We start from the raw sequence: 24,404 nt of genomic DNA, 5'->3' as shown, positions 1-24,404 counted from the left end.
GGTACCCGTTCGTACAGTAGCGTGAGCGACGCCATGAAGCAGTTCCCCGACTCGCCCGCGCCGGCGTCGTCTCCCGAGACACGCGTCTGGCCCCCCGTCTCCGTCGTCATCCCGGTGCTCAACGAGGAGCGCCACCTACGGGAGGCGGTGAACCAGGTCCTCTCGCAGAAGTACGGAGGGCCCATCGAGGTCGTCCTGGCGATCGGTCCGTCCCAGGACCGGACCCAGGAGGTCGCCGACGCGATCGCGGCCGAGGACCCCCGGGTGACCGTGGTCCCGAACCCGACCGGCCGCACCCCCAACGCCCTCAACGCCGCCATCGCCGCGTCCAGGAACGGGATCATCGCCCGGGTGGACGGCCACGCCATGCTCCCGGAGGACTACCTCCAGGTCGCGGTGGAGACGCTGGAGGAGACCGGCGCCGACAACGTGGGCGGCGTGATGGCCGCCGAGGGGACCACCCCCTTCGAGCAGGCCGTGGCCCGGGCCATGACCTCCAAGATCGGCGTGGGCGGCGCCCGGTTCCACACCGGCGGCACCGCGGGCCCGGCCGACACGGTCTACCTGGGCGTGTTCCGGCGCGAGGCGCTGGACCGGGTCGGCGGCTACGACGAGCACTTCCAGCGCGCCCAGGACTGGGAGATGAACCACCGCATCCGCTCCACCGGCGGTCTGGTCTGGTTCCAGCCCCGGATGCGCGTCTCCTACCGGCCGCGGCCGAACACCAAGGCCCTCGCCAAGCAGTACTTCCACTACGGCCGCTGGCGGCGCGTGGTCGCCCGCACCCACGAGGGCACGATCAACCTGCGCTACCTGGCGCCCCCGATGGCGGTGCTGGCCATGCTGGCCGGTCTGCTGGTCTCGCCGTTCTTCTGGCCGGGCCTGCTGATCCCCGGGGGCTACGTCGCGGCGATCGTGGCCGGTTCGGCGGTGACCGGAAGCGGCCTGCCGCCGGGCGCGCTCCTGCGGCTCCCGCTCGTCTACGCCACCATGCACGTCTCGTGGGGCTGGGGCTTCCTGACGAGCCCGGCGAGCCTGGTCAGGCCGGAACGCTGATCCGCGGTCCGGACCCCGGGCCTCAGGCGTCCGGGGTCCCCGCGGCGAACCTCAGGAGCGTCTCGGCGACGAGCACGTCCACGGGATGGGTGACCTTCATGTTGAGCTCGCTGCCGGGCACGATGTGGATCGGCACGTCCGGCCGGTAGCGCAGCAGCACGCCGCAGTCGTCGGTGGCCGGCCGGTCCGCGAAGCCCGGGTCGGCCAGGGCCCGCTCGTAGGCCTCGCGGATCACCGGCAGCCGGAAGCACTGCGGGGTCTGGGCCCGCCAGAGCCGCGACCGGTCCGGGACGTCGTGGACGGTCTCGCCGTGCGGCCCGGACGCGGTCACCACGATCGTGTCCGAGCTCGGGACGGCCACCTCCACGGCCGGGTGGACCCTCAGGGCCTCCGCGCACGCGGTGATGATGCGCGGCTCCAGCAGCGGGCGCGCGGCGTCGTGCAGGAGCACGTCGCAGTCCCGGTCGCCCAGCGCCTCCAGCGCCCGCCAGGTGGTCCCGGTACGGCTCGCGCCGCCCTCCAGCACCCGGCCGACCTTCCCGAAGCCGTTGCGGGCGACCAGCCGCTCCACCTCCCCGGTGAAGCCGGGGGTCATCAGCACGAGGACCTCGTCGATCTCCGGAGCGGCGTCGAACACGGCGATCGCGTGCTCGACGATCGTCTTTCCGGCGATCTCGATGAGCTGCTTGGGGGTGCCACGGCCGACCCGCCGGCCGACCCCGCCCGCGAGGACGACGGCGACGGCCGGGCGGTGTGGTTCACGAACGGTCAAGGCGGAAATCCTCCGGTGGTGCGCGTAGAGCGAGGTTAGCGGTTGGGCGCGCCGGTCGCGCTCCCGTGATATCCCGTCAGGATCTCGCTACGCTGGGTGCGCTCTCCCCGATTCGCACGGTGATCCCGTCGGATGCGAAGGAGCCCGGCTTGCGCGACTCCACCCCTGTCCCCCCGTCTCCACCACCCCCCTCCGGCACCGCCCCGACGACCGCCGTCATCCTGGCCACCACCGCGGCGGCGTCGCTGCGCTGCGGCGACGGCACCCTGGTCGACCGGCTGACCGCCCAGCTCGGCACGCTCCCGGTCCGGGAGGTGCACGTGGTGGGCCGGTCCGGCGCCGTCATCCGCGCCTCCGACGGCACCCACCTGATCGGGTCGCACGGTTCGGCGGGACTCGCCGACGACCTGCGCCGCATCGCCCGGGTGGCGCGTGAGGCCGCGGGGCCGGTGGCCGTGCTGGCGGGCGACCTGGTGGCCCACACGGAGTCGCTGGCCGTACTGCTGGGCCATCCCGCGCGCGACACCGGGGCGGTGGTGGCGGTGGAGGAGGACGGCGACGGCCCGCTGCACCCGCCCGTCCGGGTCGAGGGCGGCCGGGTGGCGGCCGCGGGCCTCCCCGGCCGGCGCGTCGCCGGGGCCAACGGCACCTTCCGCGGGGTGCTCCAGGTGGGCGACGGCGACCTGGCGAGCCTCGCCGAGGTCGCGGAGGAGCTGGCCGCGCGGGCCGAGGACGGGGGACCCGGCGGGCCCGGCGGGTCCGGGTACGGCGGTGCGGGGGCGGTCGAGCTGCTCCTGGTCGGGCTGGTCCGTTCGGGCGTCGCCGTGCGCGCGGCCGGGCCGGGACGGCTCCACTGCGACCGGGTGGCCGGGAGGATCGCGGCCGAGGCCGCCGTGCGGCGCCTGACGGAGGTGGACGAGGACCGCGCCCGCCTGGAGGCGGCGGTCAAGGACGACGACGGCTTCTTCACCACCTGCTTCGTGAGCTCCTGGTCGCCGCACCTCGTCCGGCTGGCCGCCGGGCTGCGGCTGACGCCGAACGCGGTCACCGGATTCTCCGTCGGCCTGGCCGCGCTCTCGGCCGTCTGGTTCTCGGCGGGGACGCGCGAGGCGCGGATCGCCGGGGCGGTCCTGCTCTACCTGTCGTTCGTGCTCGACTGCGTGGACGGCCAGCTGGCGCGCTACACCCGCGCGTTCTCCCCGCTCGGCTCGTGGCTGGACGCCACCTTCGACCGGGTCAAGGAGTACGCCGTCTACGCGGGCCTCGCCGCCGGATACGCCGCGGGCGCGGCGGAGGGCACGGCGGCCGCCGGCGGGACCGCCGGGGCCGCCGCGGTGCGCGACATCTGGACGCTCGCCGTGGCCGCGCTGATCCTGCAGGTGCTCCGGCACATGGTCGACTCCGCCTACTCGGGCGCCCGCGCCGACGCGGCGGTCCGCGCGGCCGCGGGCCGGGCCCTGCCGGGACCCCGCGCCGGGGCCGGACCGCCGCTGGTCCCCGCGCAGGCCCCGGCCCCGGACCCGCCCTCCGGCGCGCCCGGGGACGAGGACGCGGACACGGGACGGGGCGCCGGACGGCCGGACGCCGGGCGGGACGCGGGCGGCGTCGCGGGGCTCTCGCGCCGCCTGGAGCGGGACGCCTTCGCCCGCTGGCTCAAGAGGACGATCGTCCTCCCGATCGGGGAGCGCATGGCGCTGATCGCGGTGACCGCGGCGGTGTTCGACGCCCGGGTGACCTTCCTGGCCCTGCTCGCCTGGGGCGGCCTGGCCACCCTCTACATGCTCGGAGGCCGGATGGGCAGGTCGATGGCGCGATGAACGCCTCCCCCGCGGGCCCCCCTCCGGGGCGGCCCCCGCGCACGGCCCCGCCGCGCGGCACCGTGGCGACCCACCGCGACGACGGCGTGCCGTCCCGGGGGATGGGGGCCCTGGTGTCCGGGCAGATCCCGCCGCTGCCGCCCGCGCTCGTCGGGATGTTCGTGACCGGCGTGCTGCTGAGCATCGGCGTGGCCGGGAGCGACGACCTGGCGGTGTTCGCCCCCGTCGTGGTGCTGCTGCTGGCCGGGCCGGGCAGCTCCCACCGGCACGACGGGCGGCTCGACTGGCTGGTCCCGCCGATCCTGCGGCTGACCGAGTACGGCTTCACCGCCTCGGTGGGGTTCGCGCACGACGTGCCGCCGTGGCTGGTCTTCGCCCTGCTCGGCGCGGTGGCCTTCCACCACTACGACGTCGTCAACCGGGTGCGCCAGAACGCCCATCCGCCGCCCTGGCTGGCCGCGGCCGGCCTCGGCTGGGACGGGCGGATGCTCCTGGTCGCCCTCGGCGGGCTCGTCGGCCAGGCGACGCCGTTCCTGGTGCTCCTCTCGCTCTACCTGTGGGGGCTGTTCTGCTGGGAGAGCCTCACCTACTGGACGGCGGTCCCGCGCCCCGGAACGGGCCCTCCGGAGGCCGGGCGCCGGGAGGAGAATGCCTGGTGAACCCCGGATTACACGATCAGGGGTCAAAGGGAACTAACCTTTGGGGCCAGGAGAGCCCGCCGAGGGTCTCACTTGGATGAGGAGTGCACGTTGCTGGGAATGGTGCTGGCCGCCGGGGCCGGACGACGCCTGCGGCCGTACACCGACACGCTGCCCAAGGCGCTCGTGCCGGTCGACGGTGACACCACGATCATGGACATCTCGCTGCGGAACCTCGCGGCCGCCGACCTCCGTGACGTCGTGGTCATCGTCGGCTACCAGGCGCAGGCCGTACACGAGCGCAAGGCCGAGCTGGAGCGGCGCCACGGTGTGAAGCTCACCCTCGTGCACAACGACAAGGCCGAGGAGTGGAACAACGCCTACTCCCTGTGGTGCGCGCGCGACTACTTCGACCAGGGCGTGCTGCTGGTCAACGGCGACACCGTGCACCCGGTCTCGGTCGAGCACACGCTGCTGTCGGCGCCGGTCACGAGCGACATCCTGCTCGCGGTGGACGACGTCAAGAAGCTGGCCGACGAGGAGATGAAGGTCGTCCTCGACGGCGACGGCCACCTGGAGCGGATCACCAAGCTGATGGACCCCGCCTCCGCGGCGGGAGAGTACATCGGCGCCACCCTGATCCGCCCGGGCGTCGGCGCGCGCCTGGCCGACGCGCTCCAGGCCACCTTCGAGCGCGACCCGCAGCTGTACTACGAGGACGGCTACCAGGAGCTGGTCGCCCGCGGCGAGAAGATCGCGGTCGCCCCCATCGGCGACGTCCCGTGGGTCGAGGTCGACAACCACGACGACCTGGCGAAGGCGCGGGAGATCGCGTGCCGATACTAGCCAGGATGCTCCCCGCCCCGCTGACCATGGAGGTGCGGCGGGGCGCCATCGCGGAGCTCGGCTCGCTGCTGGCCGACAGCCGGGTGGCGACCTCCGGGCGGGTGGCGGTGGCGGTGGGCGCCGGCCAGGGGGACCGGATCGCCTCGGTGATCGCGCCCTCCCTGGGCGAGGCCCAGGTCTTCCGGGTGCCCGACGGCTCCGTCGACGCCGCCGTGACGCTCGGCGCGGACCTGCGCAAGGGCGCCTACGAGGCCGTCGTCGGCATCGGCGGCGGCAAGACGATCGACGCGACGAAGTACGCCGCCTCGCTCGCCGGCATCCCGATGGTGGCGGTGGCCACCAACCTGTCGCACGACGGGATCTGCTCGCCGGTGGCCTCGCTCACCCACGACAGCGGCAAGGGCTCCTTCGGCGTGCCCATGCCGCTGGCCATCATGGTGGACCTGGACTTCGTGCACGACGCGCCCCCGGCGCTGGTCCGCTCCGGGGTCGGCGACGTGGTGAGCAACCTCTCGGCGATCGAGGACTGGCAGCTGGGCAACACCGAGCGGGGAGAGCCGATCGACGGCCTGGCCTGCTCGATGGCCCGCACCTCGGCGGAGGCCGTCATCGGCCGCCGCGACTCGATCGAGTCGGACGCGTTCCTGACCGTGCTGGCCGAGTCGCTCATCCTGTCCGGGATGTCGATGGTCGTCGCCGGGTCGTCCCGTCCTTCGAGCGGCGGAGATCATGAGATCCTTCATGCCGTGGACCAGCTCTATCCCGGCACCTCCAATCACGGCGAACTCGCCGGGATCGGAGCGGCCTTCTGCTTCTTCCTCCGTGAGGACCCCGTGCGGCTGACCCAGGTCGTCGACTGCCTGCGCAGGCACGACCTGCCGGTCACCCCCGGCGACGTGGGACTGAGCGCCGAGCAGTTCACGGCGGCGGTCGAGCTGGCGCCCTCGACCCGCCCCGGGCGCTACACGATCCTGGAGCACCTGCGCCTGTCGGAGTCGGAGATCAGGGATCGGGTGGAGGACTATGTCCGGGCCGTCGGTCGCTGAGCTCCGCGCGGTGGCCCAGCCGCACTCGACCATGGAGCGCAACAGCGGCGAGCACTGGGCCGGCGTGCTCTACATGCGCAAACTGTCGATCTACGTCACCTGGGTGCTCGCCAAGACGCCGATCACGCCCAACCAGACCACCTGGCTGATGATCCTGTGCGGTCTGGCGGCGGGCGCCGTCCTGGCGCTGCCCGGTCTCGGCGCGGCGGTGGGCGCGGCCCTGCTGGTCCAGGTCTACCTGCTGCTCGACTGCTCCGACGGGGAGCTGGCCCGCTGGACGCGGCGGACCTCCATCACCGGGGTCTACCTCGACCGGGTCGGCCACTACTTCGCCGAGGCGGCCCTGCTGATCGGGCTGGGCTTCCGGGCGTCGGAGACCCTCCCCGACTGGTACACCGTGGCCGGTTTCGGCGCGGCGCTCGGCGCGATCCTGATCAAGGCGGAGACCGACCTGGTCGACGTCGCGCGGGCCCGCTCGGGCCTGGTGGCGGCGACGGAGTCCTCGGCCGAGCAGTTCCGGTCGCGCGGCCTGGGCCTGGCGCGCAAGGCGGCGGCGGCGCTGAAGTTCCACCGCGTCGTGCAGGCGGTCGAGCTCTCGCTGCTGGTCGTGGTGGCCGCGGTCTGGGACCTGGTGAGCGGCGGCCTGGCCGCGACGCGGGTGCTGGCGGTGGCCTGCGTGGCGGTCGCCGCCCTGCAGATGGTCCTGCACCTGGTCAGCATCCTGGCGTCCCGGCGGCTGTCATGAGGAACCGGACGGCGTCCCGGTGCGTCGTAGGTGCGGACACCTTGCCGTTCGGTGGGTGTTCGCCGACGCTTCCGATACGCTTGTCCCCTGGTGGATCGCCAGACCGCGGTTCAGCCACAATCGTCCGCCCCAGCAGACTCGGTGATCATGAAAGTATGTCCCGCACGTGCTCTCGACGCGTCAAGGCGATGACCCGTTGAAGATCTCGTGCGTCATCCTCACCATGGGCAACCGGATCCCCGAGCTGGACCGGGCGGTCGAGTCCGCGCTGAACCAGGACGACGGCGACGTCGAGGTGGTCATCGTCGGCAACGGCGCGGACGTCCCCGAGCTCTCGGTCGGGGTGCCCCCCGGCTCGTCGGCGACGATCAAGACGGTCCGGCTCTCGCACAACGCGGGCATCCCGGCGGGACGCAACCGCGGCGTCGAGGAGTGCTCCGGCGACGTGGTGCTCTTCCTCGACGACGACGGCTGGTACGGCGAGCGGACCCTCGTCTCCCATCTGCGGGAGCGCTTCTCCACCGAGCACGACCTCGCGGTCGTCTCCTTCCGGGTGATGGACCCCGACGGCGGCGCCGGGCAGCGCCGCCACGTCCCCCGCCTGCGGGCGGGGGACCCCGAGCGGTCCTCACCGGTCACCACCTTCCTGGGCGGCGCCTGCGCGATCCGCCGCTCGGCGTTCCTCCAGGTGGGCGGCCTGCCGGAGCGGTTCTTCTACGCCCACGAGGAGACCGACCTGGCCTGGCGGCTGCTCGGCGAGGGCTACCGCATCGAATACGACGCGCAGACGGTCATGTACCACCCGCAGGTCCCGCCGACCCGCCACGCGGACTTCTACCGGCTCAACGCGCGCAACCGCGTCTGGCTGGCCCGCCGCAACCTCCCCTGGCCCCTGGCGTTCCTCTACCTGCTCAACTGGGTGGTCCTCACCTTGGTCCGCGAGCGTTCCCGCCCGGCCCTGAAGGCCTGGTTCCAGGGGTTCCGCGAAGGGCTGCGGGAGCCGGCCGGCGAGCGCCGCCCCATGGGCTGGAAGACCGCCTGGCGCATGCTCCGCCTGGGCCGCCCACCCATCGTCTGACCGGCCCGTCGTCTGACCGGCCCGTCCTCAGAGCGCCTTGGCCTCGCCGAAGGCCATGGCGGTGTGGTCGACGGTGAGGGTCATCAGGGCCCGCTTGGGCAGGCCGAGCTCGCTCAGCTCCCTGGCGACGGGGTGGTTGCCCAGGCGGACCAGCGCGCCGCCGGGACGCGCCCGCACCCCGCGCGGGAAGACCGACCAGGGAATGCGCCGGGTCACGCCGTCGAGGTGGCTGTAGGCGTCGGCGGGCGTCGCGGCGCCGGGCGCCGGCACCCGGAACCCGGGCCTGACCAGCAGGTCGAGCACGAGGCGGCCGTCCTTGCGGACGATGCACCGCTTGTACGGCGAGGCCAGCCGCAGGTCGATGTCGGCCAGCTCCTTGGGGAACCCCCAGATCGACCGGCCCGCCTCCAAGGTGAAGCCCTGGTCCACCGGGAGCCAGTGGATGAAGAACCCGGCCCCGGAGCGGCGCAGCTCGGCCAGGTTGGCGCGCAGCCCCCGGCGGGGCGGCGGGCCCGCCTCGGGCGGCCGGATCATGAAGGCGACGCCGAACTCGTGGTAGGCGTCCAGGTCCCCGTCAGCGTAGTCGACGAACGCCAGCGTGCACAGGGCCCTGCCGGGCAGGACCTCGGCGGCGTCCAGCCCCGAGTAGGCGAGCACCGCCCGGGCCGCGTCGGCCCGCACCAGGTAGGAGGCGCTGCAGACCGTGGCGTCCCGGACGCGCACGGGCATGCTCACGTCGCGTCCCTGGATCAGATGGCGTGCCATGGTTCCAGTGAACCAAGCTCCCGGCCCGCCGTCACCGGTTCCCCGGCCCATTCCTCCAGCAGGTTGACGAAGGTCCCGGCGTGGCCGGACCAGTCGTGGTGCAGCGCCGCCTCGGCGCGCCCGCGGGCGCCCATGGCCGCCGCTCCTGAGGGGTCGTCCCGCAGCGCCAGTACGGCCCGCACCGCGGCGCCGACGTCCCCGAAGGGCACGACCGCGCCGCAGCCGACCCGGCCGACCAGGGCGGCCGCGGCCGGGACCGGGGTGGTGACCACCGGGATGCCCCGGGCCATGTATTCGATGATCTTCGTGGGCGCCGGGCGGTCCCGGCCGGGGGAGCCGTGCCGGAACGAGAGCCCGGCGATCGAGCCCTCGGCCATCCGCAGGGCGTGCCGGTCGGGGACGTGGCCGTACCAGTCGAGCAGGCCCTCGCGCTGCGCGTCGCGCAGCAGCGGCCGGGTCCCGCCGTCGGCGGGACCGATCAGATCCAGCCTGATCCCGTGCGGGGCGAGTCCGCGGGCCAGCTCGACGAGCTCCGCCGCGCCCCTGGCGTGCGAGATCCGGCCGAGGTGGACCACCCGGTTCTGGTGCCCGGGCGGCAGCGGGGGGTGCCGGGGCACGCGGGTGGTGTCGGGGACGACCGGGTGGGAGCCGGTGAAGCGCTCCCGGTGGGACTCCTCGGCCAGGACGAGGTGGAGCCGGCGCTCCGCGCGGGACTCGATCCGGCGCACCAGCGCGGGCAGGGACCGGAACAGGCCCGCCGGGAGGCGGGCGTCGGCGGCCAGGTCGGCGGCGAGGTCCCGGGGATCCTCCCGCACGTCCCAGACGGTGGCGGGCCGGCGCCGGGGCAGCCGGAGCAGCAGCTCGACGTCGTGCACGACCAGCAGGTCGGCCCCCTCGACGCCGCGCTCCAGCGCCGCGCGGGCGGCTCCCAGCGCACGCCGCCGGCGCCGGCCGGCCGCGCGGGGCACGTCGACCGCCCGGATCCGGGGATCGGGGGTGACGTTGCAGTCACTGAAGGGGGCGACGTAGGTGATCTCGTGCCCGGCGCCGAGGAGCGCCCGGATCTGCCGATGCATGATCCGGGCGTCTTCGGGGTGATGGACGACCGTCCCGAAACATACCCGCATATCCCGATGCTGAGCGGTGGTTCCGTCGTCACCGGGTGCGTCGCGTGAACTACCGGGGAACCGGGGCTGAACTCTCCCGGGGCGCCGGAGGCTCCCCGCCGGTGCCCCGGGACTCCGCGGGCCGCCGGTAGAGCCAGACCAGGCGCGGCTCCAGCAGCCACTTGAAGGCCGTACGGGTCTCCGGCAGGCACAGCACGATGGCCAGGGCCACGGAGCTCGACATGATGGCCAGCACGCCCAGGGGGCCGTGCAGCCAGCTGACGTCCAGCCAGCCCTGGTCCTTGGCGATGAGCACCACGACGCCGTGCAGGAGGTAGGCGTAGAGCGTGCGGGTGCCGAGGTCGGAGAACCAGGTCTCGCGCCGGGGCACCAGCGCCAGCAGCGCGACCGACAGCGCCAGTGCGGCGACCAGCATGGCCCCGCGCACGCCGAGCCCGACCCACCAGCTCATGTCCATCGACTTGAAGCTGTAGCGGAAATAGACGGGCTTGAGGTTGACGTGCGGGGCGAGGAAGATCGCGACCCCGGCGCCGCCGGCGACCACGACCCCGGAGACGATCCTGACCCAGAGCGGCTTGAGCAGGTCGAAGTGCTCGGGCTTGAGCATCAGGCCGAGCACGTAGAACGGGAGCAGGCCGAAGAAGCGGTCGATGCTGAAGTCACCGGAGATCTCGGAGAAGCCGGCGACCAGATAGATGACCACCGCGACCAGCAGCGGCTGCCGCATCCGGGTCCAGATCGGGGTGGAGATCCGCCAGAGCACCAGGGCCAGGAGATACCAGTTCAGCCAGGCCGGGTCGATGATCGTCAGCGTCCACTTCTGGCCCAGCGCGTAGCGGAGCAGCGCGTAACCGATCTCCACCACCACGTACGGCACCAGCATGGTGTCGACGAGTTTGTTGATCTTGGCGTTGGAGTTCCAGAAGTTCCGGCCGAGGTAACCGCTGATCAGCACGAACGCCGGCATGTGGAACGTGTAGATGAACATGTACGCGGACTTGGCCGAGTGCGCGTCCATCGTCGGGACCAGCGAGTGCCCGGCCACGACCATGGCGATCAGGACGAACTTCACGTTGTCGAGGTACGGCTCGCGCTTCTTCCTCGCCGGGGGAGCCGCGGGCTCGTCGGCGGGCAGGTCCTCCCCGCCGGGAGGCCGCTCCGCCACCGCCGCGGCGCCCGCGAACGGGGAGCCCGCCTCCCGCCCGGGAGAGGTCTCCCAGGCCGAGAAGGGCCGGTCCGCGGGAGGGGACGGCTGCGGAGCCCACGCGGGAGCGGGTCCCGCGGGCCGAGGGGCGGACGGGGCCGGGGGCGTGCCGGTGTCCAGCGGGTCGCGGGGCGCGGGCGGCTGGGGCTCGCGGGGTTCGGGCCGGGCCTCGCGGTACGGCGGGTAGCCCCACGCGGTGACCTCGCCGGGCTCCTCCTCGGCGGGCCTGCGGCGGCTCCCCCAGCCGGAGGCGGGCTGCCCGGAGTCCGGCGGATCCGGCCAGGAGGCGTCGGAAGGAGGGAAGGGCGCCGCAGACGGCTGCGCGTGTCCGGGCATCGGCCACGGGGCGGGGGTCCGGCCACGTCCGTCGGCGGGCCCGGCGGGGGCGGCGCCCTGGGCGCCGTCGTCCCTGGAGGCCGGAACCGGGAAGGAGGATCGGGTGTCGCTCACGGGGGAAACGCTCAGCTATCTGTCGGAGACGGGGTCGGGCACGCTGGCGGGGACGCCCCGGAGGATGCGGCCGCGTGGGCCCCGTGGGTTCGCCTCGCCGACCTGCCCACCATAAACCGACAGCGTGCCGCCTGTCGCACGGGGAACGGCGTTCCCCGGGGTTCGCGGGAAATCGTGACCCTTCCGGAGGCTGCGGAATCCGCGCTTTCCGGTACGGTCCCGCCCGTCACTGGCAGGGGTTGGTCTTGGTGTCGACGACCTGGTCCTTGAGGGAGTCGGGGATCTTGGTGGGGACCCGGACGCCCTTCCAGTCGTCGCCGATGACGAGTTGGACGACCGGGCCGGTGGGCGACTGGGTGATCGCGGTGGCCGGGGAGTACTTGTCGGCGCTGATGGGCTTGACCTTGCCCGCGGTGGCGGGCAGCTTCTCGCCGGACAGGCGGGCGGCCAGCGCGTCGGCGTAGGCGGGGCCCTCGGCGGTGTCCTTCTTGGCGTAGCGCACCGAGGTGGCCGGCACGTTGCCGGTGGCCGGGCGGGCGTTGCCGACCTGGGTCACCACGAAGCCCTGGGCGGCGAGCTTGCCCGCCACCTCCGAGGCCAGGCCCGGCTTGTCGGTGCCGTTGAGGACCTGGACCCGGACCTGCTCGTGCTTGACGGCGGGCTTGGCGGAGGCGGTGGGGGAGGCGGTCGGGGCCACCTCGGTGTCGTTCTTGATCGACTCGAAGAGCTCGCCGGCCGCCGGCTGCCTCCAGACGACGCGGTTCTTGTCGGCGGGGTCGGCGCCCCACGGGACGGTGATGAACTTGACCCCGTTGGCGGTCAGCGCCTTGGCGCTCATCGCGATGTCGATCAGGGCCTGCTGGTCGTTGGCCAGCTCCTCGTCCATCCGGACCGACTTGGCGGTCTCGCTGATGAAGGACTGGAGCTTGATGGGGTTGGTGAGCAGCTCGCTGCTGGTGGCCTTCTTCACCACCTGGGTGAGGAAGACCTGCTGGCGCTTGATCCGCTGGATGTCGCTGTTGTCGCCGTAGTCGCGCAGCCGCACGTAGCCCAGGGCCTTCTCGCCGTTGAGGTTGGACCAGCCCGCGGGCAGGGTGAGTTTGGCCTTCTTGCTGTCCACCGGCGTCTTGAGGCAGACCCTGATGCCGCCGAGGGCGTCGACGATGTTCTTGAACCCGGTGAAGTCGACCTCGACGAAGTGGTCGATGCGGATGTCGGTGAGGTGCTCGATCGCGGCGACGGTGCAGGTGATGCCGCCGTCGTTGTAGGCGGTGTTGATCATCGCGTGCCGGGCGGCGACCTGGTTGCCGTCGTCGCCCTCGCAGGCGGGCATGTCCACCATGGAGTCGCGGGGGAAGCTGACGAGCGTCGCCTTGTCGCGGTTGGGCGAGATGTGCATGAGGATGATCGTGTCGGTGCGCTTGCCCGCGTTGAGCATCTTCTGGCCGTATTTGAGGTTGTCGCCTTCGCGGGTGTCGGAGCCGACGAGCAGGACGTTGAGCGCGCCGGTGGAGTTCACCGGACGGTCGTTGCCGAGTTTTTCGTCGAGGGGGATCGTCCTGATGCCGCCGATGGTGTCCCGGTAGACCTTGTAGCCGCCCAGGGTGCCCAGCACCAGCAGGCCCGTCAGGCCGATGCTCGCCCAGCCTCCCGCGCCGATCCGCCGGGCGGAGCGGTTCCTGCCGCGGGGGGGTGTGGCGCTCGGCGAGGCCTCCGCCGGGGGAGGGCCGTCGTCGCCGCCGCGCCGGGAGCGGCGGGGACCCGGGCCGGACGGAGGCGTCCGGTCCTTCACGGCGACATGCCGGTGGTCGCTCATGCACCCTCCTCGACTGGCGGCAACGCGTCGTGCTGCCTCTGCTCGCTCATCGCGCCCAAAGAGTAGGACACACGGCCGGTGCGAGGGATTGTGATGGGCTGAACTTGGTCATGCCCATCCTCTTGCTCGCCACCGTGATGATCCGGTCGCCCAGCATACTCAAATTCGGACATTTCATGGAATGTTTGGCAAATTAGGTTTACTGGCTGCGAGAACCAGCGCCAGACACGCGACCGGCACGGCCGGGAGCACGTACCGGTAGTCGAACTCCGCCGTCGCCGCGGGCATCACCAGCAGCAGCAGCGCCACCGCCCATGGCAACGCCCACGCCGCCCGCCCGGATTCCCACGCCGCCCGCCCGGATTCCCGCGCCGTCCTCCGCCGCCACCGCCGTGCACCCGCCAGAACCGGCGCGGCGGCGAGGATCACCAGCAGTGCCGTGCCGGGCAGCCGGACCCCGTCCTGGTAGGCCCGCATCCAGCCGGCGTAGGGCTCGACGATCTCCGTGCCGATCGGCCCCCGCTCGTAGCGCTGCGCGAACTCGGCGCCCACCGTGGCGGGGTAGCGGCCCGGCGGCGGGGGCGGCTCGGCCGGGAACTCGTAGTAGCCGTAGACCTCCGCGTCCGGGTAGACCGGGCGGTCCCAGGTGAAGGAGCGGGCCAGCTCCCTGGCGACCGAACCCAGGTAGTCGAGCGGCTGGCTGCGCAGGGCCAGCGAGGCGAACCGCCCGGCCAGGGCGTCGTTCTCCCGGCTGAAGGTGATGCCGGGCAGCCGGACCAGCGGGGCGTCGGCGCTCCAGATGTACTCCTGGGAGGGGGGCCGCTCGGCCGGGGGCCGGGGGTCGCAGAGCACCGCCAGGTCCGGCGGGGGCCTCATCACCGCGCAGTCGGCGAAGGCCATCGTCTTGGAGTAGAGGAAGACGCCGTTCGCACCGACGAGGCCGACCCGCTGGTAGGTCGCGTGGAACCACGCCCCGTAGGCCAGGACCGGCAGCACCGCCGCCGCCAGCATCACCCCGGCGACCGCCGTGCGGCCCCGCGCCCGGTACAGCAGCCAGCCCGCGAAGAGGGCGGCCAGCGGGAGACCGACCGTCCTGGTGAGTGTCGCCGCCGCGACCAGCAGGCCGATCCCGCACGCCGTACGCCGCGTCACCTCGCGGGACAGGGCGAGGTATACCGCCGCGAGGACCAGCGCGGCGAAGAGGGCGTCGGAGACCAGCAGGTGCTCCAGCTCGATCTGGTAGGCGTCCAGGAGCACGGGAGCGGAGGCGAGCGCCGCCGCCCGGCCGGGCGCGCGCAGCCGCCGGGCGGCGAGGTAGACCAGGGCCCCCATCCCGAGCCCGATCAGGTGCTGGACCAGGGCCACGAGGGCGAAGCTGTGCAGCGGCTCCAGCAGGCGCAGGAACATGGAGTATCCCGCGGGGCGGACCAGGTCCGGGCGGGGCTTCAACGCGGTGACGACGTAGGTGTAGGAGTCGGGGAACCAGATCGCCGGCCGGTAGCCGAGCATCGTGATCACCCGTAGGACGGCGCCCAGGCCCAGCACTCCCAGGAACCACCGGTGCTCCCGGGCCGCGCGTCCGCCCGTGAGCCACCGACGTCCCCGTGCCACTCCGGCCACCCACCGCCCCCTTCGCGCGTTGCGCGTACGCTATCGGCTCCGGCGGGCGGGGCCGTACCGGCGGGTTGCGACTACTCTGCGATGAGGATCATGAGGACCACCTGGCCGGAACGCGTGCGCAGGCCCTCGGCGGGCCGGGTGCTCGCCGTGGCCTCGGCCGCGCCCGCGCTCGTGCTGGCGGGCTGGCTGCTCGCCGGGCTCCCGCTGCTCCTGCTCGGCTGGTTCCGGCCGCTCGCCGCCGTCCCGCTGGGCCTGACCGCCGCCGCGCTGCTGTGCCGGTACGGCCTGCGCCGCCCGCCCGGGTCCGGGTCCGCGCGCGGGAGCCGATCCGCGCCCGGGTCCGGGGCCGCGCCCGGGTCCGCGTCCGGCAGCGGATCCGGGCGCGGGTCCGAACCGGGGAGGGCGACTGGGATCGAGGGGGCGACCCGGTGGCAGGCGGCCGGGGTGCTCGCGGTCGCGGCGGGTTCGGGGCTGTTCAACGCGCTGCTGCACAGCGAGCAGCTGATCGTCCGCCGGGACCCCGCCACCTACGCGCAGTACGCCGTCTGGCTGGCCACCCGCGGCTCGCTGCCGATCCCGTACGGCGAGGCGGCCTTCGGCGGGCCGGACGCGGCGCTCCGCTTCGACAGCGTGGGCTTCTTCGACCACGGCGGCGCGGTGGTGCCGCAGTTCATGCCGGGCCCGCCGATGGTCTACGCGATCGGCCACTGGCTGGGCGGGCTGCCCGGTCTCCTGCTGACCCCGCCGGTGCTGGGGGCGCTGGCGGTGCTGGTGTTCGCCGGGACCGCCGCCCGGCTGGCCGGGGCCCGGTGGGCGCCGCTCGCCGCGCTGGCGTTCGCGGTCTGCCTGCCGATCCTCTACACCTCGCGGACCACCTTCAGCGAGATCCCGTCGCTGATCCTGCTCTTCGGCGGCCTGTCGCTGCTGCTGGACGCGCGCTCCCGGCTCGGGGCCGCGCTGGCCGGACTGGTCTTCGGACTAGCCGTGCTCGTCCGGATCGACGGCCTGCGGGACGTGCTGCCGGTCCTGGCCTACGCGGGCCTGCTGATCGCCCTGCGCCGGGCGGGGACGGCCGCGCAACCCCCCGGTCACCGCGGGCTCCCAGGGGCGGGGGAGCCCGCGGCCCCGGAAACGGACGGTGACCGTCTGGCCGGGCGGCTGGGATCTCCGCTGCTCGGCGGGCTGCTGGCGGGGGCCGGGCTCGGCTTCGCCGCCGCGTTCCTGCTGGCCGAGCCGTACCTCGACTACCTCGCGGCGTCCTGGCGGCCCCTGCTGGCCGTCTGCGGCGCCGTCCTGCTCCTCACCCTGGCCGCCGCCGCGCTCGCGCCCAGGCTGGCGGGCCCGATCCGGCGGGCCGCGCGGGTGCGGTGGCTGCCGGAGGCCGCGGCCGGGCTGGTGGCGGCGGTCATGGCGGCCTTCGCCCTCCGGCCCTGGCTGCAGACCGTGACCCGGCGGGCGGTCACCGACGAGGACCGGACGACCGCGGAGTTCATCGAGAAGACGCAGGCGGCGAACGGACTCGCCGCCGACGGCACCCGGCTCTACTACGAGGACTCGCTGCACTGGGCGGCCTGGTACGTCGGCGTCCCGGCCGTGCTGCTGGCCACGCTGGCCGCCGCCGTACTGGTCCGGAGACTGGTGCGGGGGAGGGCGGGCGGGTGGCTGCTCCCGCTGGCGGTGATCGGCTGGACCACGGTCACCACGCTCTACCGTCCGGCGATCACCCCCGACCACCCGTGGGCCGCCCGGCGGCTGGTCCCCGTCGTGCTGCCCGGCCTGATCCTGCTCGCCGTCTGGGGCCTGCGGCGGATCCTCCGCATGGTCCGGGAGCGGGGGTACGGCCCCGGCGCGCGGAGGGGCGCCGCCGTCCTCGGCGCGGTGCTGCTGGTCGCGCCCGCCGCAGTCACCTCCATCGGGACCGCGTTCACGCCGGTCGGGCGGGGGGAGCGCGCGGCGGTCGAGTCGATGTGCGCGTCCCTGCCGCCGGAGGCCGCGGTGCTCGTCGTGGAGCGGGTCACCGCCGACCGGTTCACCCAGCTCGTCCGAGGGGTCTGCGGCGTGCCCGCGGCCCGGGTCGAGGTCGCCCCCGGCACCGACCTGCCGTCCCCGGCCGACGTGACCCGGCTGATCGGCCGGATCCGGGCGGCGGGCCGTACGCCGGTGCTCCTGGCCGCCGAGGCGGGCCAGCTCGCGCCGTACGGCACGCCGGTCCGGGCGATGGCGCTGCGCACCCGCCAGGACGAGCGCTCCCTCACCGAGGCGCCGAACGGCACCTGGTCCCTGTCGATCGACGTCTGGACGGCCGCGCCCTGACGGGGCGGTGGGTTCCCGTTCCCTGCCCGGCGTTCCCGCTTCGCTCCCCGCCGACGAGGAGCGCGACGGGTTCGGGGAACGACCACCCGTATGACGGGGTGATGTACGTATGGTGATTTCCTCCTTGATTGGGCATAGTTTTTTAAATGTCCTCCGGGTACGAAGAGATCTCCTTCGGCGGCGGTGATCCGGACCGGGAGCCGTGGCTCCAGGCGTGGGTGCGGGCGCACGCCCGGCTGCTGGCGGTCTGCTTCACGGTGGCGGCCGTGCTGGTGGCCGCGGGAGCCGGGGGCCGGTACCTGTACGAGCGGTCCCGCGAGCCGCTGCCCCCGCCGGACGCGCCGTTCCCCGCCCAGGTGCGGATCGCGGCCCACCTGTGCGGCCTGGGCGCGGAGGCGTGGGCGTGCCGGGAGAGGCGCGAGGCGACGGAGGCCGACGGCCGGGCGGTCGAGGAGCGGATGCGGGCGATGCCCGAGCTGGCCGAGGTGGTCCTCGTGAGCAGGGAGGAGGACCGCCGCAGGACGCTGGCCTACTACACCGACGCGGGCGAGCCGGAGAAGATCGAGCTGGCGTTCCTGCACGCGCGGGTCGAGGGGACGCTCCGCCGGAGTGCGGACTTCGCGGCGGTGGCCGGGCGGCTCAAGGAGCTCCCCGGGGTCAACCGGGTGCTGCGCGTCCCCACCGACTTCTGGGCGGGCAGGGCCGACTTCGCCGTGCACCTGTGCGGGACGGACGACTGGTCCCGGTACGCGTGCCCGAAGCACCGGCCCGCCGGGGTCACGGGTTCCGCGAGCGCGGCGGAGAAGCAGGCGGTCCTGGACCGGATCTGGGACCTGCCCGGAGCCGAGGCGGTCCACCTGGAGAGCCGCGACCACCGGATCCGGCTGCTGCGGCACTACCACCCCGAGCGCCCGGCCAGCGATCCGCTGTTCCGGTTCGACAGGTCCTACGAGACCTTCTACGTCCGCTTCTCCGGCCCGGCCGACCTCCCGGCGGCCGCCGCGGCGCTGAAGTCCCTGCCCGGCGTCCGGTCGGTGGCCCCGGTCCGCGCCGAGGGGCATCCCGAGGGGCACTCGCTCGCGATGGGCCGGATGGCCATATCCAGTGGTGATTGACATAGTTTCCTGAATGTCGTCCGGGTATGAAGAGATCTCTTTCGGCGGTGGCGATCCCGACAAGGAGCCGCGGCTCCAGGCGTGGGTGCGGGCGCACGCCGGGCTGGTCAGGCTCCTGTCCGTCTGCGCCGTGGTGCTGCTGGTGCTCGGCGCGGCGGGGATCGGGGGCCGGTACCTGTACGAGCGCTCCTTCGAGCCGCTGCCCCCGCCGGAGGCGGCGCTCCCGGAACAACTGCGGTTCGTGGTCTTCCTGTGCGAGGGCTACGGTCCCGGAGGAGGGGGCCGCTGCCCCGGGCGGCGGAAGGCCACCGACGCCGAGGGGCGGGCGGTCGCCGAGCGCATGCGGACGATGCCGGAGCTGGCCGGGGTCGTCTTCGTGAGCGGTGAGCAGAACCGCCGCGAGACGCTGGCCTACTACGCGGACCTGGGGGAGGAGCCCTCGGGGGAGGTGGACCCCTTCCCCACGGTCAGGGCCGTCCTGCGCCGGAGCGGGGACTTCGCGGCGGTGGCCCGGCAGGTGAGGGCGATGCCCGCGGTCGACCGGGTGGAGCGCGATCCTGCGGATTTCTGGTGGGGCAGGGCCGATCTCGCCGTCGTCCTGTGCGGAACGGACGACTGGTCGCGGTACGCGTGCCCGGAGAACCGGCCCGCCGGGGTCACCGGCGCGGTGAGCGCGGCGGAGCGGCAGGCGGTCCTGGACCGGATCTGGACGCTCCCCGAGGCCGAGACGGTCTACCTCCAGGACCGGGAGCACCACACCCGGTTGATGCGCCACTACTACCCGGAGGAACCGGCCGGCGGCAGGATGTTCCGGATCGACCTGTCCAGGGAGACCTTCTACGTGAAGCTCTCCGATCCGGCCGCCTTCCCCGCCGCGGCCAAGGCGCTGAAGTCGCTGCCCGGGGTCAGCGCGGTGTACCGCGTCGAATCCAGGCAATAGCGGCTCGCCGAAGACGCTCCCGCCGGGGACGGACCCTGCTCTCCGCCGCCCGCAGGAGCGGTGCGCCGGAGTGGTTCAAGGGCGCGATCCCCGGCCCGCCGACGACGGCGCCGGGAACGCCCGAAGCGGGTGATGCGGGTCCGGGATCCGGCCGGGCAGAGTATCCTCGCCTGCCGTGAGCACGCCCGAGACCCCCGAGAGTGGACCAGCTGTGGACGCAACGCCGTACGTCACGATCGTCCTGCCCTGCTACAACGAGCAGGACCACGTCATCGACGAGGTCGAGCGCATCTGCCGGGCCATGGACGGCAGCGGCTACACCTACGAGCTCGTGGCCGTGGACGACTGCTCCACCGACGAGACCCTGGCCCGGCTCAAGGAGGCCGCGCCGCGCTTCCCGCACATGCGGATCAGGGCGTTCCACCGCAACGGCGGGTCGGGCACGGTCCGCCGGATCGGCAGCCAGGAGGCGCGCGGCGAGATCGTCGTGTGGACCGACGCCGACATGACCTACCCGAACGAGCGCATCCCCGAGCTGGTCCAGATCCTGGACAAGGACCCCGGGATCGACCAGGTGGTGGGCGCGCGCACCACCGAGGAGGGCTCGCACAAGTTCCTGCGGGTCCCGGCGAAGTGGGTCATCCGCAAGATCGCCGAATGGCTGGCCGGGCAGCGGATCCCCGACCTCAACTCGGGCCTGCGGGCCTTCCGCAAGTCGGTCGCCAAGCCGTACCTGCGGCTGCTGCCGCCCGGGTTCTCGTGCGTCACGACGATCACGCTGTCGTTCCTGTCGAACCAGCACGACGTCTACTACCTGCCGATCGAGTACAGCAAGCGGGCGGGCAAGTCGAAGTTCAGCTTCGTCTCCGACGCCTACCGCTACATCCTGCAGGTGCTGCGGATGGTCATGTACTTCAACCCGCTCAAGGTCCTCATGCCGCCGGCCATCTGGCTGGTCTGCATCGGCCTGGCGAAGGGCGTCTACGACAACGTCAAGACCCCGTTCTACCTGGCCAACAACACCATCATCATCTTCGTGACCGGACTGCTGATCGGTTCGCTGGCGCTGCTGGCCGACCTCATCGTGCGCTCCCGCAGCGAGTAGGGGCGGAAGCGGGCATGCGGATCGCGATCGTCGGGCCGACCTACCCCTACAAGGGCGGCGGCGCCGCGCACACCACCGAGCTCGCCCACCGGCTGAGGGCCGCCGGGCACGACGTGGTGATCGAGTCGTGGAAGGCGCAGTACCCCTCGTTCCTCTATCCGGGGCGGCAGACCGCCGACACCCCCGACGGCGAGCCGTTCGGGAACGTCCGCCGGGTGCTCGACTGGCGCCGCCCGGACGGCTGGATCGCCTGCGGGCGGCGGCTGCGCTCGGCCGACCTGGTGGTCCTGGCCGTGCTCAGCCCGGTGCAGGTCCCGCCGTACCTGGGCATCCTGTACGGCCTGCGCCGCCGGGCGAAGGCGGTGGCCCCCCGTGTGGTGGCGCTGTGCCACAACGTGCTGCCGCACGAGCGCAAGCCGTACGACACGCCGCTGATGCGGGCGCTGCTGCGCCGGGTGGACGGGGTGCTGGTCCACTCTCAGGCGCAGGCCGAGCTGGCCCGCGCGCTGGCGCCCGCGCCGGTGACGACGGCGCAGATGGCGCCGCACCTGCCGGCCGGGGCGCGGGAGCGGGCCGAGCCGGACACCGGGCGGCGGGTGCACCGGCGGCTGCTCTTCTTCGGGCTGGTCCGGCCGTACAAGGGGCTCGACCTGCTGATCCGGGCGCTGCCCGAGGGCGTCGCGCTCCGGGTGGCCGGGGAGTTCTGGGGCGGGCAGGCCGAGACGGAGGCGCTGGTCGCCGAGCTCGGGCTGACCGGCCGGGTGGAGCTGCGGCCGGGCTACGTGGCCGCCGAGGACGTGCCGGGCCTGTTCGAGGACGTGGACGCGCTGGTCCTGCCCTACCGCAGCGGCACGGCCAGCCAGCAGGTGTGGCTCGGCCACGAGCAGGGCGTGCCGGTGATCGCCACCAGGGTGGGCACGCTCGGCGACCACGTCACCGACGGGGTGGACGGCCTGCTGGCCGAGCCGGGTTCGGTGGAGTCGCTGCGCGAGGTCCTGGCGCGGTTCTACGCGCCCGGCGAGCCGGAGCGGCTGCGCGCCGGGGTGAAGGCCGTGGACCCCGGGCCCTACTGGGCGGCGTACGTCGAGGCGCTGGTCTCGGCGGCCTCCCCCGGGGAGGCCTGAGCGGCCCGGCGGCCCAGCAGGAAGCCGATCCCGGCCCAGGCCACGTCGGTGAAGGTGAAGGCGAGGCGGGAGAGCACGGCGACGACCACGGCGTTGCCCGTGCCGACCGCGGGCGCGAGCACGAGGACCATCGCGCCCTCGCGCACGCCCACGCCCGCCGGGACGAACGCGGCGAGCAGGCCGCTCGCCCAGGCGAACGCGTAGGCCCCGGCGGCGAGCAGGTAGGCGGACGGGGAGAGGTCGCCGGTCAGGTCGCCGATGACGAGCCAGGCGTGCAGGCCGTAGACCAGCCAGCCGGAGACCGTCCACGCCACGGCGGCCAGCAGGGCGCGGCCGGGCAGCACCTCGTCGAGGAGGTCCCTGCGCGCCAGGCGCAGGACCAGGTTCAGGCCCCAGGTGAGGACCCTGGGGTGCAGGCAGACGGCGATCACCGGGATGACCAGGGCGAGGTACCACGCCTGCTCGGCCACCGACCGGGCGGTGAACGGCAGGGTGGCGGCGGCCAGCGCGACCGCGCAGCCGAGCGAGACCACCAGGGCGATCGAGGTGCCGCTGAAGGTGCGCCGGGGCGGGCAGCCGTGGTCGCGGCCCAGCTCCATCATCGCGGCGTAGGCCCAGACCGAGCCGGGGACGTACTTGCCGAGCTGGCCGACGAAGAGCACCCGCGCGGCCACCCCGAGCGGGAACGGCGAGCCGAGCCCGGCGACGACCCGCTGCCAGGCGACCATCATCAGGCCGGCCCCGGCCATCGCCGCCGCGCACGCCCCGGCGGGGGACCACCAGGACAGCCGGGCGAGCGCGGCGACGGTGCCGTCCCAGTTGCGGTGCAGGCCGTACCCGGCGAAGGCCAGGGCGACCAGGGCCAGCAGGACCCGGAGCAGGCGGCTGGTCCGCAGGCGGCTGAGCAGGCGGCTGAGCATCCGCTCAGAGTACGACGTGGAGGTTACCCGGCGGTAGGGTCGCGGCCCACCGGTAGCCTTGGGCACCGCGCGCAAGCAGGCGGACGAGGAACGGTGGAGCGGATGGCGACGGGCAGGGCGGGTGCGGAGCGGCAGGCGCAGCTGGAGTACTCCGAGTTCCAGGCGGCGATGCTGGACGAGGAGAAGCGCCGCAGGAAGGCCGCGAAGATCGTGGCCGTGCTCGGCCACTTCCTCGGCCGGGACACCGACGTGCTGAAGGGGCTGACCGTCGCCGACATCGGCTGCTCGGCCGGGTTCATCGCCGACGAGCTGGCGGACGCGGGCGCCGCCCGCACGTTCGGCGTGGACATCGACGTGCCGGGCCTGCGCAGGGCGGCCGCGCGCTTCGGCGAGCGGGTCGAGTTCGTGTGCGCCGACGGCACCGCCCTGCCCTTCCCTGACGGCTCGATCGACGTGCTGGTCTTCAACCACATCTACGAGCACGTGGTCGACCCCGACGCGATCATGGCGGAGATGCGCCGGGTGCTGTCCGACGAGGGCGTGCTCTACCTGGGCCTGGGCAACCGGCTCGGGGTGATGGAGCCGCACTACAGGCTGCCGTTCCTGTCCTACCTGCCGCCCGCGCTCGCCGACCGCTACGTGCGCCTGTCCGGCCGGGCCGACAGCTACTACGAGCGCTACCGGACCCGGCGCGGCCTGCGCAGGATGGTCCGCGGCCTGCGGGTCTGGGACTACACCTTCCCGGTGCTGGCCACCCCGGCGGCCTTCGCCGGCTCCGAGCTGTTCCCCGGCGCCGTCGGCCGCGCCGCCGAGGCCGTGCTGTCCCGGCTGCCCCGCGCGGTGCTGCGCGCCCTGCTGCCGGTGGTGCCGACCTACCTGTGGGTGGCGACCAAGAGCACCCGGCGCCCGGCGGGAGCGCGCCTGCCGCAGCCCCCGGACCCGGTCGTCCCGCTGTGAAGCGGCTGGTCCGGATCGGGTTCCTGCTCGTCGCGCTGGGCTTCGGCGCGTGGGCGGTGGCGGGGCAGTGGGAGGCGGTGCGGGCCGGGTTCGCCCGGCTGTCGTGGACGGCGCTGCCGCTCTCGGTGGTCGCGGTGGTCGCGGCGCTGGGCGGCGGGATGATGACGTGGCGGGCGCTGCTGGCCGACCTCGGCTCGCCGCTGCCGGCCCGCCCCGCGGCGAAGGTCTTCTTCGTCGGCCAGCTCGGCAAGTACATCCCCGGCTCGCTCTGGCCGGTCGTCGCCCAGATGGAGATGGGCCGCGAGCTGGGCGTGCCCCGGCCGCGCAGCGCCGCGGCGTTCTTCCTGACGATGCCGGTCCAGCTCGGCAGCGGGCTGCTGGTCTCGGGGGTGACGCTGCTCGCCGCACTGCCGGGCTCCGCGGCGCCGTACGCGTGGGTGTTCCTGCTGGTGCCCGTGCTCGCGGTGGCGCTCGAGCCGCGGGTGGTCAACGCGGTCATCGGTTTCGGGCTGCGCCGGCTCGGCCGCGAGCCGCTGGAGCGCCCGCTCACCCGGCGCGGGATGCTCACCGCCCTGGGCTGGGCGCTGCTCGGCTGGACCGCGTACGGCCTGCACCTGGCCGCGATCCTGTACGACCTGGGCCCGTCCGGCCCGTCGGTGGCGGTCTTCTCCGTCGGGGCCTTCGCGCTGTCCTGGTGCCTGGGGATCATGACGTTCGTGGTCCCGGCCGGGGCCGGGGTGCGCGAGGTGGCGATGGTCGCGGTGCTGGCGCCCGTGCTGGACCGGGGGTCGGCCATCACCGCGGCGCTCTGCTCGCGGATCGTGATCATCGTCGGAGACCTGGTCTGCGCGGGCGCGGCCGGGCTGGCGGCCCGGCGGGCGGAGAGCCCGGACGTGATGGCGACCGGTGAAAAGACACGTGATTGATCCCACGCTTCCGGGGACTCTCCC

Annotated in this window: 21 protein-coding genes; 14 read left to right on the top strand and 7 right to left on the bottom strand. The window is 73.8% G+C overall.

Features of this window, described 5'->3' with window-relative positions; translation table 11 throughout:
• Positions 1-33: 33 nt before the first annotated feature.
• The gene (locus IEZ06_RS04595; RefSeq protein ID WP_189235412.1) at positions 34-1,056 is read left to right on the top strand and encodes a glycosyltransferase family 2 protein; all 1,023 of its coding nucleotides are present in this window, start codon (positions 34-36) and stop codon (positions 1,054-1,056) included.
• A gap of 22 nt (positions 1,057-1,078) precedes the next feature.
• On the opposite strand, the gene IEZ06_RS04590 is transcribed toward IEZ06_RS04595, so the two are convergent.
• Positions 1,079-1,828 (bottom strand): IspD/TarI family cytidylyltransferase, encoded by a 750-nt coding sequence (locus IEZ06_RS04590; RefSeq protein WP_189235362.1) that lies wholly within the window; start codon positions 1,826-1,828, stop codon positions 1,079-1,081.
• Positions 1,829-1,977: 149 nt separating this feature from the next.
• Between IEZ06_RS04590 and IEZ06_RS37080 the strand changes: the two genes are divergently transcribed.
• The 6 genes from IEZ06_RS37080 (at position 1,978) to IEZ06_RS04560 (ending at position 7,998) form a co-directional block, all read left to right on the top strand.
• Positions 1,978-3,645: a CDP-alcohol phosphatidyltransferase family protein gene (locus IEZ06_RS37080; RefSeq protein WP_189235361.1), complete on the top strand. Its 1,668-nt coding sequence runs from the start codon at positions 1,978-1,980 to the stop codon at positions 3,643-3,645.
• On the top strand, positions 3,642-4,304 hold the full coding sequence (locus IEZ06_RS37075; protein WP_268245574.1) for a DUF5941 domain-containing protein: 663 nt from the start codon (positions 3,642-3,644) through the stop codon (positions 4,302-4,304). Before IEZ06_RS37080 ends, IEZ06_RS37075 begins: the two co-directional genes overlap by 4 nt.
• A gap of 90 nt (positions 4,305-4,394) precedes the next feature.
• Positions 4,395-5,129: a phosphocholine cytidylyltransferase family protein gene (locus tag IEZ06_RS04575; protein WP_189235360.1), complete on the top strand. Its 735-nt coding sequence runs from the start codon at positions 4,395-4,397 to the stop codon at positions 5,127-5,129.
• A gap of 5 nt (positions 5,130-5,134) precedes the next feature.
• The gene (locus tag IEZ06_RS04570) at positions 5,135-6,175 is read left to right on the top strand and encodes an iron-containing alcohol dehydrogenase family protein (protein ID WP_189235359.1); all 1,041 of its coding nucleotides are present in this window, start codon (positions 5,135-5,137) and stop codon (positions 6,173-6,175) included.
• Positions 6,153-6,920 (top strand): CDP-alcohol phosphatidyltransferase family protein, encoded by a 768-nt coding sequence (locus tag IEZ06_RS04565; RefSeq protein ID WP_068894537.1) that lies wholly within the window; start codon positions 6,153-6,155, stop codon positions 6,918-6,920. Before IEZ06_RS04570 ends, IEZ06_RS04565 begins: the two co-directional genes overlap by 23 nt.
• 196 nt (positions 6,921-7,116) lie before the next feature.
• Complete coding sequence (locus tag IEZ06_RS04560; protein ID WP_084007994.1) at positions 7,117-7,998, top strand: glycosyltransferase family 2 protein; 882 nt, start codon at positions 7,117-7,119, stop codon at positions 7,996-7,998.
• 27 nt (positions 7,999-8,025) lie between these two features.
• On the opposite strand, the gene IEZ06_RS04555 is transcribed toward IEZ06_RS04560, so the two are convergent.
• The 5 genes from IEZ06_RS04555 to IEZ06_RS04535 all read right to left on the bottom strand — a co-directional run bounded on the left by IEZ06_RS04555 (position 8,026) and on the right by IEZ06_RS04535 (position 14,971).
• Complete coding sequence (locus tag IEZ06_RS04555) at positions 8,026-8,763, bottom strand: acetoacetate decarboxylase family protein (protein WP_189235358.1); 738 nt, start codon at positions 8,761-8,763, stop codon at positions 8,026-8,028.
• Positions 8,748-9,839, bottom strand: coding sequence for a glycosyltransferase (locus IEZ06_RS04550; protein ID WP_229797777.1), 1,092 nt, complete (start codon positions 9,837-9,839; stop codon positions 8,748-8,750). Before IEZ06_RS04550 ends, IEZ06_RS04555 begins: the two co-directional genes overlap by 16 nt.
• A gap of 100 nt (positions 9,840-9,939) precedes the next feature.
• Positions 9,940-11,544, bottom strand: coding sequence for an acyltransferase family protein (locus IEZ06_RS04545; protein WP_189235356.1), 1,605 nt, complete (start codon positions 11,542-11,544; stop codon positions 9,940-9,942).
• Between the two features lie 226 nt (positions 11,545-11,770).
• A complete protein-coding gene (locus tag IEZ06_RS04540; RefSeq protein WP_189235355.1) occupies positions 11,771-13,360 on the bottom strand; it encodes an LCP family protein in 1,590 nt (529 codons plus the stop codon).
• Between the two features lie 174 nt (positions 13,361-13,534).
• Entirely contained in the window at positions 13,535-14,971 is a 1,437-nt protein-coding gene (locus tag IEZ06_RS04535) for a hypothetical protein (RefSeq protein WP_189235354.1), read from the bottom strand.
• A 99-nt stretch (positions 14,972-15,070) separates the two neighbouring features.
• Here IEZ06_RS04535 and IEZ06_RS04530 point away from each other — a divergent pair, with 99 nt between their 5' ends.
• From IEZ06_RS04530 to IEZ06_RS04510, 5 genes are all read left to right on the top strand, one after another.
• Positions 15,071-17,293 carry a hypothetical protein gene (locus IEZ06_RS04530; protein WP_189235353.1) on the top strand — a complete coding sequence of 741 codons (2,223 nt, stop codon included), beginning with the start codon at positions 15,071-15,073 and terminating at the stop codon, positions 17,291-17,293.
• 146 nt (positions 17,294-17,439) lie between these two features.
• Positions 17,440-18,408: a permease-like cell division protein FtsX gene (locus tag IEZ06_RS04525; protein WP_189235352.1), complete on the top strand. Its 969-nt coding sequence runs from the start codon at positions 17,440-17,442 to the stop codon at positions 18,406-18,408.
• Between the two features lie 13 nt (positions 18,409-18,421).
• Positions 18,422-19,348, top strand: a complete 927-nt coding sequence (locus tag IEZ06_RS04520) for a permease-like cell division protein FtsX (RefSeq protein WP_189235351.1) — start codon at positions 18,422-18,424, stop codon at positions 19,346-19,348.
• Positions 19,349-19,523: 175 nt separating this feature from the next.
• Positions 19,524-20,453 carry a glycosyltransferase family 2 protein gene (locus IEZ06_RS04515; RefSeq protein ID WP_189235350.1) on the top strand — a complete coding sequence of 310 codons (930 nt, stop codon included), beginning with the start codon at positions 19,524-19,526 and terminating at the stop codon, positions 20,451-20,453.
• Positions 20,454-20,467: 14 nt separating this feature from the next.
• The gene (locus IEZ06_RS04510; RefSeq protein ID WP_189235349.1) at positions 20,468-21,577 is read left to right on the top strand and encodes a glycosyltransferase family 4 protein; all 1,110 of its coding nucleotides are present in this window, start codon (positions 20,468-20,470) and stop codon (positions 21,575-21,577) included.
• Here IEZ06_RS04510 and IEZ06_RS04505 read toward each other — a convergent pair.
• Complete coding sequence (locus IEZ06_RS04505) at positions 21,520-22,497, bottom strand: lysylphosphatidylglycerol synthase domain-containing protein (protein WP_229797776.1); 978 nt, start codon at positions 22,495-22,497, stop codon at positions 21,520-21,522. The genes IEZ06_RS04510 and IEZ06_RS04505 overlap by 58 nt on opposite strands.
• A gap of 102 nt (positions 22,498-22,599) precedes the next feature.
• Here IEZ06_RS04505 and IEZ06_RS04500 point away from each other — a divergent pair, with 102 nt between their 5' ends.
• Both IEZ06_RS04500 and IEZ06_RS04495 read left to right on the top strand, forming a co-directional pair.
• Entirely contained in the window at positions 22,600-23,454 is an 855-nt protein-coding gene (locus IEZ06_RS04500; RefSeq protein ID WP_203871796.1) for a class I SAM-dependent methyltransferase, read from the top strand.
• Complete coding sequence (locus IEZ06_RS04495) at positions 23,451-24,380, top strand: lysylphosphatidylglycerol synthase transmembrane domain-containing protein (RefSeq protein ID WP_189235348.1); 930 nt, start codon at positions 23,451-23,453, stop codon at positions 24,378-24,380. The genes IEZ06_RS04500 and IEZ06_RS04495 overlap by 4 nt, the downstream gene beginning before the upstream one ends.
• Positions 24,381-24,404 lie beyond the last annotated feature (24 nt).

The sequence above is a fragment of the Planomonospora antibiotica genome (assembly GCF_014647955.1).
GTDB classification, from domain to species: domain Bacteria; phylum Actinomycetota; class Actinomycetes; order Streptosporangiales; family Streptosporangiaceae; genus Planomonospora; species Planomonospora parontospora.
The sequence above is the reverse complement of the archived record's forward strand: the minus strand, read 5'-3'. Positions and strand labels throughout refer to the sequence as shown.

Bases quoted from the DNA above. Each gene is read 5' to 3' on its own strand.
- IEZ06_RS04505 (WP_229797776.1), bottom strand. From the start codon at position 22,497: ATGCTCAGCCGCCTGCTCAGCCGCCTGCGGACCAGCCGCCTGCTCCGG.
- IEZ06_RS04510 (WP_189235349.1), top strand. From the start codon at position 20,468: ATGCGGATCGCGATCGTCGGGCCGACCTACCCCTACAAGGGCGGCGGC.
- IEZ06_RS04595 (WP_189235412.1), top strand. From the start codon at position 34: ATGAAGCAGTTCCCCGACTCGCCCGCGCCGGCGTCGTCTCCCGAGACA.
- IEZ06_RS04525 (WP_189235352.1), top strand. From the start codon at position 17,440: ATGTCCTCCGGGTACGAAGAGATCTCCTTCGGCGGCGGTGATCCGGAC.
- IEZ06_RS04520 (WP_189235351.1), top strand. From the start codon at position 18,422: ATGTCGTCCGGGTATGAAGAGATCTCTTTCGGCGGTGGCGATCCCGAC.
- IEZ06_RS04540 (WP_189235355.1), bottom strand. From the start codon at position 13,360: ATGAGCGACCACCGGCATGTCGCCGTGAAGGACCGGACGCCTCCGTCC.
- IEZ06_RS04500 (WP_203871796.1), top strand. From the start codon at position 22,600: ATGGCGACGGGCAGGGCGGGTGCGGAGCGGCAGGCGCAGCTGGAGTAC.
- IEZ06_RS37075 (WP_268245574.1), top strand. From the start codon at position 3,642: ATGAACGCCTCCCCCGCGGGCCCCCCTCCGGGGCGGCCCCCGCGCACG.
- IEZ06_RS04555 (WP_189235358.1), bottom strand. From the start codon at position 8,763: ATGGCACGCCATCTGATCCAGGGACGCGACGTGAGCATGCCCGTGCGC.
- IEZ06_RS04550 (WP_229797777.1), bottom strand. From the start codon at position 9,839: ATGCATCGGCAGATCCGGGCGCTCCTCGGCGCCGGGCACGAGATCACC.
- IEZ06_RS04565 (WP_068894537.1), top strand. From the start codon at position 6,153: ATGTCCGGGCCGTCGGTCGCTGAGCTCCGCGCGGTGGCCCAGCCGCAC.
- IEZ06_RS04530 (WP_189235353.1), top strand. From the start codon at position 15,071: ATGAGGACCACCTGGCCGGAACGCGTGCGCAGGCCCTCGGCGGGCCGG.
- IEZ06_RS04570 (WP_189235359.1), top strand. From the start codon at position 5,135: ATGCTCCCCGCCCCGCTGACCATGGAGGTGCGGCGGGGCGCCATCGCG.